Raw genomic sequence first — 15,587 nt, 5'->3', positions numbered from 1 at the left:
TTGTTGGTGATCAGAAAATCATTTGCGATCACCTGTTATTGCTACTTATTCGACGTGAGGTTTTTTTCTCCAACTTATGATTTCCAGCCAAAACAATCCCTAAAATAATGCAGTAGCATGACACATTTATAAGCCAATATTGCCAAAGCAGAATAAGTATTTTCAATAACCCAATACGTATCAGAACGATTTGCATAGCAAAGATGATAAACAGCGATGCTGAGCTACTCCATGGGTGACGAGGCACACTCACGCCGATGGTAAGAATAATTGCAATAATAAAGCAGTAAATGGCTGAAACAAAAATATCATCATGGTAGGGATCTTGAAATAACCCAATATGGAAAATACGAATGCCTGACAAAGCGAATAAGAAGACTAATGTGGCGACTATGCTCCATGCAAACATTGCAAGAGTAACAAGCTTAAATACTCGTTTACCTCTTGATAGCCACGATGGCCATTTTCGAGCCAACAAAAAGAAGAAGAGTAATGCAACTATCGTATATATAGTTCTCCACCAAGACTGTTCGTAGACCCCTAGTCGAAGAAACAATAATTCAATACCACCGAATAAAAACGCAAGGCAAATTATCCATATCCAACTTAATCTATATACGGTGATATATGTGGCGGCTACAGGCACCGAGAGGAGATTAGAGATGATAGCTCCAACCGCATTATCATAATAAGGGATACTGACAACTTGTGGTATATAGCGATAGCTATTGAAGCAAACGAAAATAAAAAACTCAAATAAATAGATCATGCCTGAGTAGGCTAGTAATAGGAATAACGGCCAAGTGGACCGCTTTTGAAAGAGCAAAATAACAAAGCTACTCATACTAATCGCGACTAAGATTAAATAAGGGACGAAGTTCAGCATTGTAATCCTTTGTAAACAAGGTTTTATTAAAGATTTTAACCAAACTTATCTAAAAATAGACACTAACGACACACCATAATTCATTCAGGTACTGGAGTGTTGATTATTAATTCCATTATGTGGATGAATAACTATTGACGAGGCGAATGAAAAAGGTTAAATTATTAATGAATGATTCATTCATTCAAAAAATTATAAAGGTGGAATTAATTTATGGATAAAACATCGAACAGCAAATGGTCGGTAAAAGATAAATATGTGATTATCACTGGTGCTACAAGTGGTATTGGTCTTGCTGCTGCGAAGGAGCTTGCAGTTCGTGGCGCGCATCTGGGTATTATAGCTCGTAACGCGGCTAAAGCGAGTGAGGTGGTTTCTGAGATACAAGCTTCTACCAGCAGAGATATCAAAGTGGATGTGTTTTTAGCTGACATGGCTTCCCAACAGTCCATTCGTAAAGCGGCAGCAGAGATTTTGACCAAATGTCCCCGAATAGATGTCCTTATCAATAATGCAGGCGCTCTTTTTGAATCCCGACAACTGACCGATGATGGCATGGAGATGACCTGGGCTGTAAATCATCTTGGCCCCTTTCTTCTTACATCTTTACTTCTCGATCGACTAAAGGAAAGTCAGTCTGCTCGAATCATTACTACGGCTTCTCATGGGCATAAGATGGCAAAGAAGGGTCTTGATTTCAATGATTTAGGAGCTGAGAAATTGTATCGTACATTTAATAAGTTGATTGGTGGCCCTACTTTGCGCTATGCTCAAACCAAGCTTGCCAACATCTTGTTTACTTCGGAACTGGGGCGGCAGCTAGCAGGTACTGGTGTTACAGCTTTCTGCTTTGATCCAGGTCTGGTTGCTACAAATTTTAATCAGAACAATGGGATTGTGGCGCGAATGACTATGGCTGTAATGAAGTTATTCTCACGAAGCCCAGAAAAAGGAGCAGAAACACTAGTGTGGCTTGCCGATTATCCTACCATTATAGGACCAAATGGAAGCTACTACTTGGAAGAACAACTGAAGATCCCGTCTGAAGCTGCTCAAGACATGACTGCAGCAAAGCGACTTTGGGACGTTAGTATAGAACAGGTTAAACATACGGCAATAATTTAATGACATGAAGAATGGAGATTGAAAATCCTTGGCACCTTATAACGAAACACAACTGGATCAAATCCGCGATGAACGAAGGGAACAGATTAAAAGAGCGGCGCTTAAAATATTTGCACGTCGAGGAATCATAGGAACAAAAATGAGCATGATTGCAGCTGAAGCTGGTATAAGCCAAGGTCTTGCTTACCGATATTTTAGTTCCAAGGAAGAGCTTTTTGTTGAACTTGTCCGAGAAGCAATGGAGGAAGCACATGCTGCTGTTAAAAGCTTGGAGAGTGCAAAAGCGGCGCCGGTTGATTTAATAAGAGAGTTGACAATAGCCATGCTCGATGAAAATAATTCGTACTCATTCAAAATAATCCAGCAGGTTCAAGCATCAGATGAAGTGCCCGAAGCAGCAAAGCAGATGATTTCACAGTATCCTTCAAACGCACTCATGGATTCGCTCATCCCTATATTTATAGAAGGGCAACGAATTGGGGACTTTTGCAAGGGCGATCCCCGCAAATTATTAATGTTATATTTTTCAATAATTACAGGACTTATGTTACAGGATGGAACATCTGATGGAATTCATTGGGTTCACGAAATCGAAACGCTAATGAAAATTTTAACAAAGTAGTATATCCACATATTCCTCGCTTCCCCTAACATATCTGCCATTCCAAATCTGCGAATAGTGACGTTCGACTTTGTCTCGCATGTGGACAGGACTTTGGCTGTCTGTTCATGCAAACTGTCTGATAGTTTATTAAAGTGATGCGTTGAAATTATGATGTGAAGTTGGATATAGTGGGGTTATAGTACCAGAATGGAAAAAGCTTTTTCGATTGCCATTAATATCGAGGGTGTCCCGCCTTGATAAAATCGATAGAGGGTATTATCATAATAGTTATGTATTCGGGAGGTGGTAGACCATGGCAAATCATGTTGCCGGGACTAGCTTAACTCATGCAAAGCCTATTATTGGGGCGATTCTTTGCGTGGGGGAACATTAGAGATCACATCGCCCATGCCGAGCATGTATCGTTTCTAGTAAATGGGCTTTGCACCTTATTTTCAATTTCAATTCATAATAAGGGGCTGAGTACGTCATGAACGAACTATTCATTAGAAACCATCACTATAATTTTATTAAGAAGCAAATCGGCTATTTGCAACGAACATACCAAACGGTTTCCGACCGCAAGGTCGTGGAAGCCGTACGAGATAGCACGGAATTTAAGATAATGGAATTATTTCCGGATTCAGAAGAGGGGATCCCAAAAGAGTTGTTCAGAAATATTCCTGCACTGCAGACCGCAGAGGATTTCGAACAATTTCTCCAGTCATTGGAATCTTATATGACCAATTTCCCACAAGTTACGGAAAAACAGATCCGAAAGTTGTTTCACAAAAATAAAAAGCTGCCAATTCCTGATTTGGCTATAGATTATCGGTATTTGTCCTACCTCGGATGGAACAGCATTGCCACGGGTAAATTTTTCATAGTGTACGATTTGAACGGACAAATCGTTGGGATGGAAGGGAAGATTACCCCAGCGAACAAAAAAGGCTTTTGCTTTATATGCAATAAGCAAGAAGAGATCGCGTTATTTACCGCGGTATCCAAATCGAGACTGACTCATTCTTCCCCGGATTATTACAAGGCAGTTGGTAATTACTTGTGTATGAATAGTCAGGAATGCAACAAGAACATCACCGATGTCACCGCGCTTGAGAAATTTATTCATGAAGTTTTGAAATAACAATGAGTGGCTGCTCCGGCTCCAAAATAGGTTGATAATCAATAAAAAAACAGCGTAAAACTTTGGATAAGTTTATACGCTGTTTTTTTATATTTGCTTGTTCAATGCGAGTAGCGGTACTATTCTTGATTATTATCCTTATTTTTATCATGACCTTTACCGTTCTCTTTTTTCTTGCCGTCATTTCCGTTATTGTTCTTTTTTTCTTTTACTTTTTCATTTTCTTTTTCTTGATTAGATCTATTTTTTTCCTGATTGTCTTGATTCTTTTTCGTATGATCTTCTTTTTCTTTTTCCTTAATAGATACAGACTCGTTTCTAACTTGTGTTGTGACTGTTGACGGAGCTGCTGATTGTACTACTGGTGGTACTGCAGATGGAACTGCTGTTGGAACAATCGAAGCAACTGGTTCTTGCTCAACTTTAGCAGTTACGTTCTCATTCGTCTGCTCCTGTTGCGTTTTCTTTTCGATTTTGGATAGCTTTTTATCTAAATGGGCAAATGATTTTTCTATATTTTTCATAAGCGCCGATTGGGCTTTCGGATTACCCACTTTTTCCAATGCTGATGCCAAAGCTAGAATGTTATGCTGCAGATCTGTTTTTACCTTCAGTACCTGCTCAGGATGTTTCACTTCCTTTGTAGGAACGTTCACATCCTCGGTATCCGTTTGATCAGACTCTGACGACTGCTCAGTACCCTGGTCTGCTGTAATTGTTATTGCAACCTCTACATCAGCCTCCGCCGATGGTGTCGGAGTTGCAGCGGGTTCAGACGGTTTGGTTGTCGTCAATCCAGAAGCCTGTTCGGTTTTTTGAATCGCGGATTGTTGTGTTTCTAGCGACTTCTGAAGAGACAGATTAGCCTCGTTCGTTTTTCCTTTTGCCAATAAGGTATTCGCTTCTGCCAATCGCTCTTGGGCAAATGCAGTTAGCAGTCTTGCCTCCTTTACGTCATTGACGGTAAGGGCTAATTGAATATTTTCGTATATGGTTTTTACAAAGTAAAAGAAGTCGCCAGGCAATAGCCCCAAAGTCTCTGTTCCAGTTTGTGTAGAGTCAACTTTGCTTTGAGTGACATTCACAGAAACGGGAGTAGAAGAAGGAGTAGGTGTTGGAATCTCTGAAGCCAATACATAGCTTGAGCCTACACTAAACACGAGCATGCTAAGCATGACGCTCTTTGTAAGAAGTTTGTATTTTTTGGGTTCCTTTGTGAACATTACTTTCATGTGTGTACCACCTTTTGTATGTAATCTGTCGGCCGATACTAAGGTATACGAGAGTCATAATTATTTTCAGGGGGCAGGTAGATTTAAGAACTTGGGATTGCTCAGTTTATGGATTTTATTTTATTAATTTAAGAATATACCCTCTCAAAATTCAATATTGATGCCGAATTACTTAGTGTTACTAAAGAGGAGGAATAATAGAGATGAAAAAAAGATGGATGGTTCTCGCATCATGTGTACTGGCAACAAGTCTAATGGCAGGTTCAGCATTGGCCAAATCGGAAACAAGCCACTCGAATGAGGGCAAGTCTGATGTAGGTAAAGTGAATGTGGATCTCAAGGTAAAAGCGGATGGGGATGCGACTGTAACATCCAATACATATGACAATCAAGGCCATAATGGATATAAAGGACTGCTCAACGCGATCAACAACGTAGCTGACAAGCCAGCAGGGGCTGTTATTGCAGATTTGCTATTAACCAAATATGAGACCCAGCTTTCGGCTGAGAAGAAAGCGGAACTTGAGGCTATAAAAGAAAAGGACGCAGCTTTGTCGGTGGTTGCCGATCTATTGGATCAAAATGGCAGCGTAACTGACGCTGTTTACGTACAAAAGGAAGCTATTTTAGCAAACATTAAGAATATTGATTCTTACAAAAAACTAGGCAAATTTTACGATAAGTTAGGAAAAAAAGGAGTGAAACTATACGTTAACGGTGAAGAGCCTGTTTTCGAAGTAGCTCCGTTTATTCGTGAAGGCAACACATTAGTTCCATTCCGAGCGATTTCCGAGGCTCTAAAAGCAACGGTTACTTGGAACGCAGAAGAGCGTTCTGTTACCGTTACACGCGATGGTATTACTGTAAAACTGTTTATTGATAGCAAGACAGCAACAGTCAATGGGAATGAAGAGACACTTGAGGTTGCAGCGGCGATTGAAGATGGCAGTACCGTTGTGCCAGTTCGTTTTGTGAGCGAAGCCTTGAAGGCAGCTGTTAAATGGGAAGCGGAAACCCAATCCGTCGTCATTTACGAAGAATAATCCAAAATAAGAAAATAACCTAACGTTTTGAAGCAAAAAAGAAGACATCCGCCGCAGGAATTGGGGTTGGATGTCTTCTTTGCGATTTTTTGGGTAACTGACTTAGAAGGAAAGGCTAGTTCTTCAGTGGCCTCGATTAAACCGAAGGATTTTCTAATGTCTATGCTAGGGAAGCAGAAGTTTTATTCGTTATGGCTTTATTTTGAGCATTCGAACAATGGCTGCAATGGCTTCCCCTCTGGAAGCTAGCATAGATGAGGCGAAGTTATTACCTATGGTGCCGCCTAGTAGATTGTTTTTGCTAGATATGACTGCCGCTGGCTTAGCCCAATCTGGAATATCGGCATCATCGGCATATCCTGTTGGAATACCTGTCATTATGGGTAGACCCAAGGCTTTAACGACCATGGAAATCATTTCTGCATGGGTAATGTTGGCCGTCGGTCGGAATGAGCCATTGGGATAGCCGCTGACGAGTCCAAGCTGAACGGCTTGTTTGACAGAATTTACCGCCCAGTCTTCAACCAAGTTCGTATCGGTAAAAGTGAGCGGTATACCTGCTTCATTTGGCTTCAAACCATTCATTAACATCACCGTGAACTCAGAACGCGTAATGCTTGCATTCGGCTTGAATGAGAAGTCCGGATAACCGCTCGCGATTTTACGTTCATACGCTATGCTAATTTCAGGACTTGCCCAATGTCCTTTCGTGTCTGTAAAAGGATCGGTATCTACTGTGGTAGTAGGCGTTGCAGGAACTGTTCCTTCTGTGACAGTGACTTTGCTCTGCGAAGTTAAGCCATCTCCAGACGTTGCAGTAATTGTAACTGCTCCAGGGATGAGTGCACTGACTTGCCCTTTGCTGTCCACTGTTGCAATGTTTGGATTACTGCTTTTCCAAGTTATTTTGTAATTGGATGCATAACTGGGTGTAATCGCGGCGCTGAGTGAGACACGTTCTCCAGTTTGAAGGTTGAGTGAGGGGTTATTCATCGTTACTGCTGTTACAGGAACTTTGACCGCGTACATGTACAATACAAACATGTCTAATAAGCCCTCGGACTTAATTTCGTCCTGATCAGCAAATATAGTGGATACTTCGTAGAGGGTACCATCGTGTCCAAGGAATAATGGTAAAATCTCGTTTGTGGCAATTTTGTATTGCCATTGGATGCTGCCGGCCGGGCTTAAGGCGTAAATCGCTTTATTTGCAGAAGAATTGGTATAAATAAGTCCATTAGCCCCGACAAGTGGCGGGGTAATCGTGCCGCCTGCATCGAATTGCCATTTTAACGTCCCACTAGGTAAAAGTGCGTTGAGCTTTCCATCTTGTGATCCGAAATAAACGCTTCCGTCTTGACCGACAGATGGCGCATTGGGGATGCTGCCTTGATCAAATTCCCATTGTTTAGTTCCAACTGGTGAAACGGCATATAACTTATGATCATCAGCGCCGACATAAATAGTGCCATCTAGCCCGATCGTAGGTGTCGATGTTGCTAGGCCACCCGTTGGAAATATCCATTTCTTCGTCCCATTTGGCTTGATCGCATATAGGGAATTCGTGCCCATGGTTGCATAAATGGTGTCATCTGGGCCAAGAACCAGCTTCGCCTGGGCTTTAACCTCCATATCGAGCCACCAGATTTCTGTACCATCCACAGGATTTAAAGCATGTAGAATGCCATCCTTAGAAGCGACATAAATGGTTCCGTCCGCCCCGAAAATAGGCGCAGAAGCGACTGGATCGCCTGTAGTGAAAGACCATTTCGATGAACCATCTGCTCGAAGTGCTATCAGCTTACCTGATCCGGTGACTTGACCTGTACCGACATAAATGGCGCCATCTCTATCGATGGAAGGTGATGTTAAGATCTTTTCATTGATTGCAATTCGCCATTTTTTCGTCCCGTCAGGCAAATGTGCCGCAATCCCGTTTCCAGCTAGTATGTTAAAAGAGAAATAAATGGTATCGTCTGGAGCAACGGTGGGAGTACCGATATACGAAATTGCGATTGTCGGAGCTTTCCATTTTAATTGTACGAAGCTAGAATTCTGAAACGTTATGAGGTCCTTGATGATAGGATTAAGGTTCGTAATCGGTGTAATGGTCTGCACAGGATCTATCGTAACTTGAGCAGAAACGGGTAAGACAGTAGACCCGTAACTCATTAATAATACGAGTAGGCCGCCTAAGAAACGAGCATTTTTCAACTGGACACGCTCCCTTTATTTTACAGATATTAGATTGATTATTTCATGTCGATGAGGATTATTCAATCTCTCAAATAAAATTTCTGATAATTATAACTGTTTACTAATATATATCTATAAATTGAAGTTTCGTTACCAGAGAGGGCGAGATGCATGGAACTTTATCAGAAACTGATCTCCTCAATTGAAAAGCGGATAGGGGTTGCTTTAATCACACTGACACGGATCAATCTTCATGACTCAAACTTGGATAGTCAGCTAATGGAAGTTACTGTCGGAACCAAGTTGTTGGTTTTCTCTGGTGGAAACGTATTTTGTGAGAAAGAATTAGCAATGGAGGAATGGCAGCCATTGTTGGAACATGCAAGGATATCGTTAGCCCAGCAAAAATCAAATACTTACGTCTCACATATAAAGTCATGTGAAATTGAATATTTTGTGGACGTGTATCCACAGCCGCTGCATGTCATCGTAGCGGGAGCGGGTCATGTGGCGAAGCCTTTGGTGGAAATGGGTAAAAAGCTTGGGTTAAGTATCACTGTCATTTGCGATAGGCCTCAATTTGCGAATTTCGAACAATTTCCTTGGGCTGACGAGGTTGTATGTAGCCCTTATACGGAGTATTTCCGGAATTTGGACATAACGGATAACCCTTATATTTTGTTGCTCACACGGGGCCATCAGTTTGATGTTGCGATTCTCCGTGAAATCCTGCAACTACCGGTACCCTACATAGGCATGATTGGAAGTCGTAGACGCATTTCAGGTGTATTTTCTCAGCTCCATGAGGATTTTCCAAATATCGGATTTCAGAATATATACGCTCCAATAGGACTAGATATTGGTGCACAAACGCCTGAGGAGATCGCAATTAGTGTGCTAGCTGAAATTTTAAAGGTGAAGAATCAGAAGTCAGGAAAATCACTGAACGAAGAAATCCATCATTATATCGTGAATAGGCAGGTGGCGCATGAATGAGTGATGTTGAGCTGATGAAACGAATCGTACAAATTAAATCAACTGGAACACATGCGGCTCTGGCTACTGTGATTCGAACGAAAGGTTCTACACCAAGAAAGGTCGGCGCCAAAATGATTATTTATGGGGATGGCACAATAGCTGGGACGATCGGAGGGGGCTGCGGGGAAGGTGAGGTCATCGAAGCAGCTATGCATGTGATAGCCACCAAGATGTGCACCCATCACAAAGTTGATCTGACGGCAGGTCTGTTTTATGAAGATGGTGGTATCTGCGGCGGCATTCAGTATGTATTTATTGAGCCGATATAGGCATATATTAGTTAAAAATCGAAGGTGGAAGCGATGGAAGCGATCGTTCTTGCGGCTGGATATTCAAGTAGGGCAAATGACTTTAAAATGAGCTTACAACTAGGGTCAATGACCGTATTGGAACACACCGTTTCCAAATTTGAAGGCATATGTAAAAGGGTTATCGTTGTTAGTGGATTTCAGTGCGATCGGATTACAGTTGCAACATCAGAGATGCAGAAGAAGCACAAATTTGACATGGATATTGTCTGTGTGGTTAATCCAAATTTTGATCAAGGTATGTTTAGTTCCATTCAAAGAGGTTGCATAGAAGTGGAAGCATCCAGCTTATTTATTACACCTGGCGATTGTCCCCTTGTCCAAAAAGAAACAATTTGGCATGTCGCAAAAGAAAAAGGGAAGGTTGTGATTCCAAGTTATCAAATGAGAGGCGGCCACCCGATTAAATTAGTCGATGAGATCAGGACACGCATTCTTGAGGCCAAGGCTAATAGCAATCTACGAAAAATTCTTGAAGGTTATGAAAAGAATTATGTGAATGTAGAAGATCCGGGTGTTCTGATGGATCTGGATACTCCCGAGGATTATAAGAGAGCAACAGAATACTACAACGAATACAGCAGGAAAAGATAAAAACCATAAGGGGTGCTGCTTCCATGCAGGCTAAGGATATTAGTATCTCTGTCAAAAAGAAAGATCACGATGGGAAAGTATCTGGTCAATTAGCTTATATCGCCGATGTGAAGCTAGACGCTATGTTGTATGGTGTATTGTATCGTTCACCTATCGCATTCGGTAAAGTTCGATCGATCCAGTTGCCGCCATTGCCTGAAGGGTATGAGAAGATTGGAGCCGAACACATCCCCGGGGCCAACTTTGTCAAATTGATACATAAGGATCAGCCTATTTTTGCTAATGAATGGGTCAATTATATTGGTGAACCGATATTCATGCTCGTGGGACCAAAATTAGACATGCTGCATCAATTAGTAGATGAAACTCAAGTGGATATTGAAGAATACCAAGCAATCCTTACTTTAGATGAAGCCATTGGGCAAAAAGATCAAACGGGTGTATTCGCCAGTCATGAATTTGGTGAAACGCTTGAAGTGATACAAGATATCGAACAAAATGCGCATCAAATCGTAGAAGAAGAGTATGAAACGGGTTATCAAGAACATGTCTATTTGGAACCCCAAGGCATGCTTGGGATCTATAAGGAGGATGAGATCCTAGTAGAAGGGTCGATGCAATGTCTCTACTATGTGAAAAAGTCGTTAGTTAGCGCACTGGCATGTGAGGATGATGAGGTAAGGGTGATTCAAAGTCCTACAGGCGGCGGTTTTGGCGGGAAGGAAGATTTTCCTTCCATGATGGCTTGTCATGTTGGCCTAGCAGCTAAGGTTGTCAAGAAACCAGTCATGCTGCTGCTTGAGCGAGCAGAGGATTTTGAAGTCACGACAAAAAGACATCCGGCAAAATTCAAATACCGAACTGCCCTAGATGAAAATGGGAATATACTTTGCATGAATGTCGAGCTCTTTCTTGACGGCGGGGCAAATGCAGGTTTAACCTCTGTCGTTTTGCAAAGGGCCTTATTAAACAGCGCTGGCGTATATCAAATACCGCACTTTCATGCGAAAGGCTATGCGCTGAAAACTAATACTGTGCCCAATGGGGCTTTTAGAGGATTTGGCGCACCGCAAAGCTTTGCAGCCATTGAAAGTGTTCTAGGACACATAAGCAAAAAGTTACAGCGAGATCCCATAGAATATAAACGAAACTATTTCGTTACACAAGGTGCTCCCACCATTACTGGCGGGAGATTTAAAGACCCTGTATTAATAGAAGATATGATCCAAGATTTAATGCTTACCATCGACTACACCAAGAAAAAAGAAGAATTCCACAGCTTTAACCAACTTAACAAACGCTACAAAAAAGGGATAGGTGCTTCCTTCTTTTTGCATGGCTGTGGATTCACTGGCAGTGGGGAAAGAGACCATATTAAAGCGACTGTCAAGTTAGCCAAAACAGAAAACGATCACGTTCTTATTAAGATCTCAAATTCAGATATGGGTCAGGGCGCATTAACGACGATGAGTAAAATTGTAGCGCAAGAGCTAGAACTGCCCTACGAAGATATCTCGTTTCCGTATCCAGATACGAAAGAGGTTCCTGATTCGGGTCCAACTGTAGCATCCAGAACCACGATGATTGTCGGCAAATTACTGGAACGGGCAGCACGTAAACTGAAAGCCGGGTGGCAATCAGGTGTATCTCAAGAGGTAGTCGAACACTACGTTCATGAAGAAATGATTCCTTGGGATGAGGAAACATTCTCTGGAGATGCTTATCCCGCTTATGCGTGGGGCGTCAATATGATAGAACTCGAAGTGGATACGTTAACTGGAAATGTTCAAGTGCAGAAAATTTATGGTAGTTACGATATCGGAAAAACGATTGATGAAAAAATTGTTAAAGGCCAGATTGACGGTGGCCTGGTACAAGGAATCGCATACGGTTTTATGGAAAAAATGACATCAAAATCAGGCAAAATCCAACAAAAAAGCATTTCAGATTATGGCCCCCCAACGGCTATGGATGTCGCTCATATTGAAAGCAAACTCTATGATAATCCATTTGCTGGAGGACCTTATGGCGCGAAAGGTGTAGGCGAATTGCCTCTAACGGGAGGAGCGCCTGCAGTACAAGCAGCGATCGAAGATGCCTTGCAAATACCCTTTTATCAAATTCCTGTTACGCCAGAAGTGATAATCGAAAGTTTGGCGAAGAAGGCGGGGGGAAGCAATTGATTAAGTTTAACCTTAATGGAAGTGAAGTTGAAACGGAAGCTCCAGCCTCCCTACGATTAATTGATCTATTAAGAGACGAATTTCAATTAATCGGTTCAAAGGAAGGCTGTGGAGATGGCGAATGCGGGACTTGTAGTGTCCTCGTCAATTCTCTTGTACAAAATAGCTGTCTTATTCCCATTGGCGCCATTGAAGGCTCAGATGTTATTACCATTGATGGATACTGTAAGACGGAACAGTTTCATCTATTAAGTGACTGCTATTCTGAAGCGGGTGCCGTTCAATGCGGCTTTTGCATCCCAGGCATGGTGATGGCAAGCGCAGCTCTTTTATCCCACAATCCACATCCGACTGAAGAAGAAATTCGTGAAGGTATTTCTGGGAATTTATGCCGTTGTACCGGATATAACATGATAGTAGATGCGATTGACTTAGCTGCGAAAAAGGGTGAAGGCTTATGGTGACAAAAACCATTGCATCTTACCGATATATGACTTTAGATGAAACTCTCTCTCAACTAAGTAAAGAAGAATGCCAAATTATCGCGGGCGGCACGGATGTCATGGTTCAGCATAAAAGTCCGAGAGGGACACCTGCCAAGCTGGATAAACCTATTGTTTTTATCGACCATTTAAAGGAGTTAAAGCAGGTAAATATGATGAATAATGACATTCATATCGGTGCATGTTGTTCCTTTAGCGATATGATGAAACACCCGCACATACCGAAAATACTAAAGAAAGCAATAATGGATATTGCCGCGCCAGCTATTCGGAATAGAGGAACGATCGGCGGGAATATTTGCAATGCATCACCTGCAGGAGATACGTTACCATTGTTATATATTTTTAACGCTAAAATACGCTTGAGATCCTCTAAAGGTGAAAGGGTCGTTGAGATTCGAGATTTTATTCTGGGACCAAGAAGAGTGGATAGATTACAGGATGAAATCGTTACAGACATCATTTTGCCAGAAGTGCAAGAGGATCGTACTTTTTTTGTTTTTGAGAAAGTGGCTAACCGAAGAGCAGATGCCATTGCAAAAATATCATTTGCAGGATCGATGCGCTGGGATGAAGACAGGATGTGTGATGCTCGATTTGCCTTCGGTGCTGTAGGACCGACCATTGTACGATCCATAGATATTGAAAAAAAGTTGTTGGGAGCAGCGTTCCCTTTGGATAATACGTTAATTGATGAGGTTGTTGCTGATTTCGATAAGATATTAAAACCAATTGATGATCATCGCTCTACGGCGGTATATAGGAAATCAGTTGCATTACATATACTGCGTCATTTTCTTGAAAATAAGGTTAATTGAAGGCATTTGTGAGAAGGAAAACCGGTTTTTGCCCGGTTTTTCTTTTTTTGGTTATTAGGTATAAGCCGTTATCAATGAGCGAATGACCGAATAAGATAAAAAAATCAAAATAAAAATGGGGGGAAGCGGATGAAAGTAGTAATCCTCTGCGGCGGAAAGGGAACGAGGATGAGCGAGCTGACAAATGAAGTCCCCAAACCTTTAGCCAAAGTGGGAGACAAACCTTTGCTATGGCATATCATGAAACGATATAACCAATATGGTTTCGATGAATTTATTCTCCTGCTCGGCTATAAGGGAGAAATGATCAAAGAATACTTTATGACTTATAATTGGAAAAATCATAGTTTTACATTAGATACATCTAATGGGAGCATTCAATTGCTGCAGCAACCAGAAAAGTGGAAAATTACATTTCTTGATACAGGTTTAGAGACGATGACAGGTGGAAGAATCAAGTTAGCTGAAAAATATGTAGGAACCGAAGCATTTATGCTTACCTATGCTGACGGTTTAGCAGATATTAATTTATTGGATTTACTGAAGTTTCATAAACATACTGGAGCCATTGCGACTGTAACAGGAGTTAATAAAATCAGCCAATTCGGTACTTTAACCGTTAATAACGGAATAGCCGAATCCTTTCATGAAAAATCACAGAGCGAAGGGATCATTAACGGCGGTTTTTTTGTTTTAGAACCTAAAGTCTTTGAATATTTGACAAATAATACCACATGCGTATTTGAAGAAGAGTCATTAAAAAAATTGACACTCGATCGTGAATTGGCCGTGTATCTTCATGAAGGATTCTGGATGGCAGCAGATACCTACAAAAACGTGTTAGAACTGAACGAACTGTGGAAACAAGGAAAGAATCTCTGGGCAAAGTAAGTGATCAAGAATGATGATAAGTAAGATGAAACCATTTTGGAAGGATCGCAATGTGTTTGTTACAGGATGTACAGGCTTTCTGGGCAGGAATTTGATAAAAGAATTGATAAAGTCAGGTGCCAGTATTACTGGGCTTATGAGAGGAAAAGTGCTGGACTCTGCTATGTTTCAAGAGGATTTTTGTTCTAAAATCAACGTGGTTCACGGAAATTTAGAGGATCTCTCGATAATCCAACATGCTCTAGAAAAAAATGACATCGATACTGTTTTTCATGTAGCAGCACAATCCATCGCAGGGAAAGCAAATCGGAATCCGCTTCAAACTTTTGAAACGAATATACGCGGAACATGGCATGTACTGGAAGCTTGCCGGAATCATCCAGTTAAAAGAATGATTATCGCATCCAGTGAAAAATCATATGGTGATCACGCCAGTCTTCCATTGGATGAAAGTTTCCCTCTTCAGGGGAGATATCCCTATGACGTTTCAAAAAGCTGTGCAGATTTAATCGCCCAATCCTATTTTTACACGTACCAATTGCCTGTTTGTATGACACGATTTGGGAATATCTTTGGAGGCGGGGATTTAAACTTCAATCGGATTATTCCTCAAACCATTAGCTCTGTCATTCATCATGTATCGCCCGTAATAAGGAGTAACGGAACGTTTGTTCGTGACTATATGTATGTCGAAGATGCTGTACATGCCATGATGCGGGTGGCAGAAAAAATAGAGGATTTAGGGATTGCTGGAGAACCGTTTAACTTCAGTAATGAGAATCCGTTAAGTATCTCAAATGTCGTCACCAAAATACTGAATGGAATGGATAGCGATTTGCAGCCAATCATTCTGAATTTAGCTACCAATGAACCGCAAAGGCAATATCTATCTGCCAAAAAAGCGAGAGATCTATTGGGCTGGAAACCAATCTTTGATTTTGATACAGGATTAATAAGAACGATAAACTGGTATAAAGAATACTTCACTAACTTAGGAGAATTATCCGAGTGAACATGAAGAT

General features: G+C 41.4%; 15 protein-coding genes. 12 read left to right on the top strand and 3 right to left on the bottom strand.

The window, feature by feature from the left end; translation table 11 throughout:
• Positions 1-28 precede the first annotated feature (28 nt).
• A complete protein-coding gene (locus ASG89_RS16690; protein ID WP_057311834.1) occupies positions 29-886 on the bottom strand; it encodes a hypothetical protein in 858 nt (285 codons plus the stop codon).
• Between the two features lie 213 nt (positions 887-1,099).
• Between ASG89_RS16690 and ASG89_RS16685 the strand changes: the two genes are divergently transcribed.
• From ASG89_RS16685 to ASG89_RS16675, 3 genes are all read left to right on the top strand, one after another.
• Positions 1,100-2,011, top strand: a complete 912-nt coding sequence (locus tag ASG89_RS16685; protein ID WP_057311833.1) for an SDR family NAD(P)-dependent oxidoreductase — start codon at positions 1,100-1,102, stop codon at positions 2,009-2,011.
• Between the two features lie 28 nt (positions 2,012-2,039).
• Positions 2,040-2,633, top strand: a complete 594-nt coding sequence (locus tag ASG89_RS16680; protein ID WP_057311832.1) for a TetR/AcrR family transcriptional regulator — start codon at positions 2,040-2,042, stop codon at positions 2,631-2,633.
• Positions 2,634-3,105: 472 nt separating this feature from the next.
• Positions 3,106-3,759, top strand: a complete 654-nt coding sequence (locus ASG89_RS16675) for a FusB/FusC family EF-G-binding protein (protein WP_057311831.1) — start codon at positions 3,106-3,108, stop codon at positions 3,757-3,759.
• Positions 3,760-3,878: 119 nt separating this feature from the next.
• Here the strand turns inward: ASG89_RS16675 and ASG89_RS16670 are convergent, their stop codons facing one another.
• The gene (locus tag ASG89_RS16670; protein WP_057311830.1) at positions 3,879-4,991 is read right to left on the bottom strand and encodes a DUF5667 domain-containing protein; all 1,113 of its coding nucleotides are present in this window, start codon (positions 4,989-4,991) and stop codon (positions 3,879-3,881) included.
• A 203-nt stretch (positions 4,992-5,194) separates the two neighbouring features.
• Here ASG89_RS16670 and ASG89_RS16665 point away from each other — a divergent pair, with 203 nt between their 5' ends.
• Entirely contained in the window at positions 5,195-6,034 is an 840-nt protein-coding gene (locus ASG89_RS16665; protein ID WP_200963490.1) for a copper amine oxidase N-terminal domain-containing protein, read from the top strand.
• 189 nt (positions 6,035-6,223) lie between these two features.
• Here the strand turns inward: ASG89_RS16665 and ASG89_RS16660 are convergent, their stop codons facing one another.
• Positions 6,224-8,248, bottom strand: a complete 2,025-nt coding sequence (locus ASG89_RS16660; RefSeq protein WP_057311828.1) for a PQQ-binding-like beta-propeller repeat protein — start codon at positions 8,246-8,248, stop codon at positions 6,224-6,226.
• A 153-nt stretch (positions 8,249-8,401) separates the two neighbouring features.
• Between ASG89_RS16660 and ASG89_RS16655 the strand changes: the two genes are divergently transcribed.
• From ASG89_RS16655 to ASG89_RS16620, 8 genes are all read left to right on the top strand, one after another.
• A complete protein-coding gene (locus tag ASG89_RS16655) occupies positions 8,402-9,226 on the top strand; it encodes an XdhC family protein (RefSeq protein ID WP_057311827.1) in 825 nt (274 codons plus the stop codon).
• The gene (locus tag ASG89_RS16650) at positions 9,223-9,537 is read left to right on the top strand and encodes an XdhC family protein (RefSeq protein ID WP_057311826.1); all 315 of its coding nucleotides are present in this window, start codon (positions 9,223-9,225) and stop codon (positions 9,535-9,537) included. The genes ASG89_RS16655 and ASG89_RS16650 overlap by 4 nt, the downstream gene beginning before the upstream one ends.
• Before the next feature lie 33 nt (positions 9,538-9,570).
• Positions 9,571-10,170, top strand: a complete 600-nt coding sequence (locus ASG89_RS16645) for an NTP transferase domain-containing protein (RefSeq protein ID WP_057311825.1) — start codon at positions 9,571-9,573, stop codon at positions 10,168-10,170.
• Positions 10,171-10,193: 23 nt separating this feature from the next.
• Positions 10,194-12,353, top strand: a complete 2,160-nt coding sequence (locus ASG89_RS16640; protein WP_057311824.1) for a xanthine dehydrogenase family protein molybdopterin-binding subunit — start codon at positions 10,194-10,196, stop codon at positions 12,351-12,353.
• Positions 12,350-12,817, top strand: a complete 468-nt coding sequence (locus tag ASG89_RS16635) for a (2Fe-2S)-binding protein (RefSeq protein WP_057311823.1) — start codon at positions 12,350-12,352, stop codon at positions 12,815-12,817. The genes ASG89_RS16640 and ASG89_RS16635 overlap by 4 nt, the downstream gene beginning before the upstream one ends.
• Positions 12,811-13,674: an FAD binding domain-containing protein gene (locus ASG89_RS16630; RefSeq protein ID WP_063867955.1), complete on the top strand. Its 864-nt coding sequence runs from the start codon at positions 12,811-12,813 to the stop codon at positions 13,672-13,674. The genes ASG89_RS16635 and ASG89_RS16630 overlap by 7 nt, the downstream gene beginning before the upstream one ends.
• Before the next feature lie 129 nt (positions 13,675-13,803).
• Positions 13,804-14,565 carry a sugar phosphate nucleotidyltransferase gene (locus ASG89_RS16625; RefSeq protein WP_057311822.1) on the top strand — a complete coding sequence of 254 codons (762 nt, stop codon included), beginning with the start codon at positions 13,804-13,806 and terminating at the stop codon, positions 14,563-14,565.
• Positions 14,566-14,575: 10 nt separating this feature from the next.
• Complete coding sequence (locus ASG89_RS16620) at positions 14,576-15,577, top strand: GDP-mannose 4,6-dehydratase (RefSeq protein ID WP_268795629.1); 1,002 nt, start codon at positions 14,576-14,578, stop codon at positions 15,575-15,577.
• The last annotated feature ends 10 nt before the right edge of the window (positions 15,578-15,587 follow it).

Source organism: Paenibacillus sp. Soil766, assembly GCF_001428105.1.
Taxonomy (GTDB): Bacteria; Bacillota; Bacilli; order Paenibacillales; family NBRC-103111; genus Paenibacillus_E.
This window is presented reverse-complemented; position numbering and strand designations above follow the sequence as displayed.

Coding starts and splice junctions, on each gene's coding strand:
- ASG89_RS16670 (WP_057311830.1), bottom strand. CDS start 4,991: ATGAAAGTAATGTTCACAAAGGAACCCAAAAAATACAAACTTCTTACA.
- ASG89_RS16665 (WP_200963490.1), top strand. CDS start 5,195: ATGAAAAAAAGATGGATGGTTCTCGCATCATGTGTACTGGCAACAAGT.
- ASG89_RS16620 (WP_268795629.1), top strand. CDS start 14,576: ATGATGATAAGTAAGATGAAACCATTTTGGAAGGATCGCAATGTGTTT.
- ASG89_RS16685 (WP_057311833.1), top strand. CDS start 1,100: ATGGATAAAACATCGAACAGCAAATGGTCGGTAAAAGATAAATATGTG.
- ASG89_RS16690 (WP_057311834.1), bottom strand. CDS start 886: ATGCTGAACTTCGTCCCTTATTTAATCTTAGTCGCGATTAGTATGAGT.
- ASG89_RS16640 (WP_057311824.1), top strand. CDS start 10,194: ATGCAGGCTAAGGATATTAGTATCTCTGTCAAAAAGAAAGATCACGAT.
- ASG89_RS16645 (WP_057311825.1), top strand. CDS start 9,571: ATGGAAGCGATCGTTCTTGCGGCTGGATATTCAAGTAGGGCAAATGAC.
- ASG89_RS16655 (WP_057311827.1), top strand. CDS start 8,402: ATGGAACTTTATCAGAAACTGATCTCCTCAATTGAAAAGCGGATAGGG.
- ASG89_RS16675 (WP_057311831.1), top strand. CDS start 3,106: ATGAACGAACTATTCATTAGAAACCATCACTATAATTTTATTAAGAAG.
- ASG89_RS16625 (WP_057311822.1), top strand. CDS start 13,804: ATGAAAGTAGTAATCCTCTGCGGCGGAAAGGGAACGAGGATGAGCGAG.
- ASG89_RS16630 (WP_063867955.1), top strand. CDS start 12,811: ATGGTGACAAAAACCATTGCATCTTACCGATATATGACTTTAGATGAA.
- ASG89_RS16650 (WP_057311826.1), top strand. CDS start 9,223: ATGAGTGATGTTGAGCTGATGAAACGAATCGTACAAATTAAATCAACT.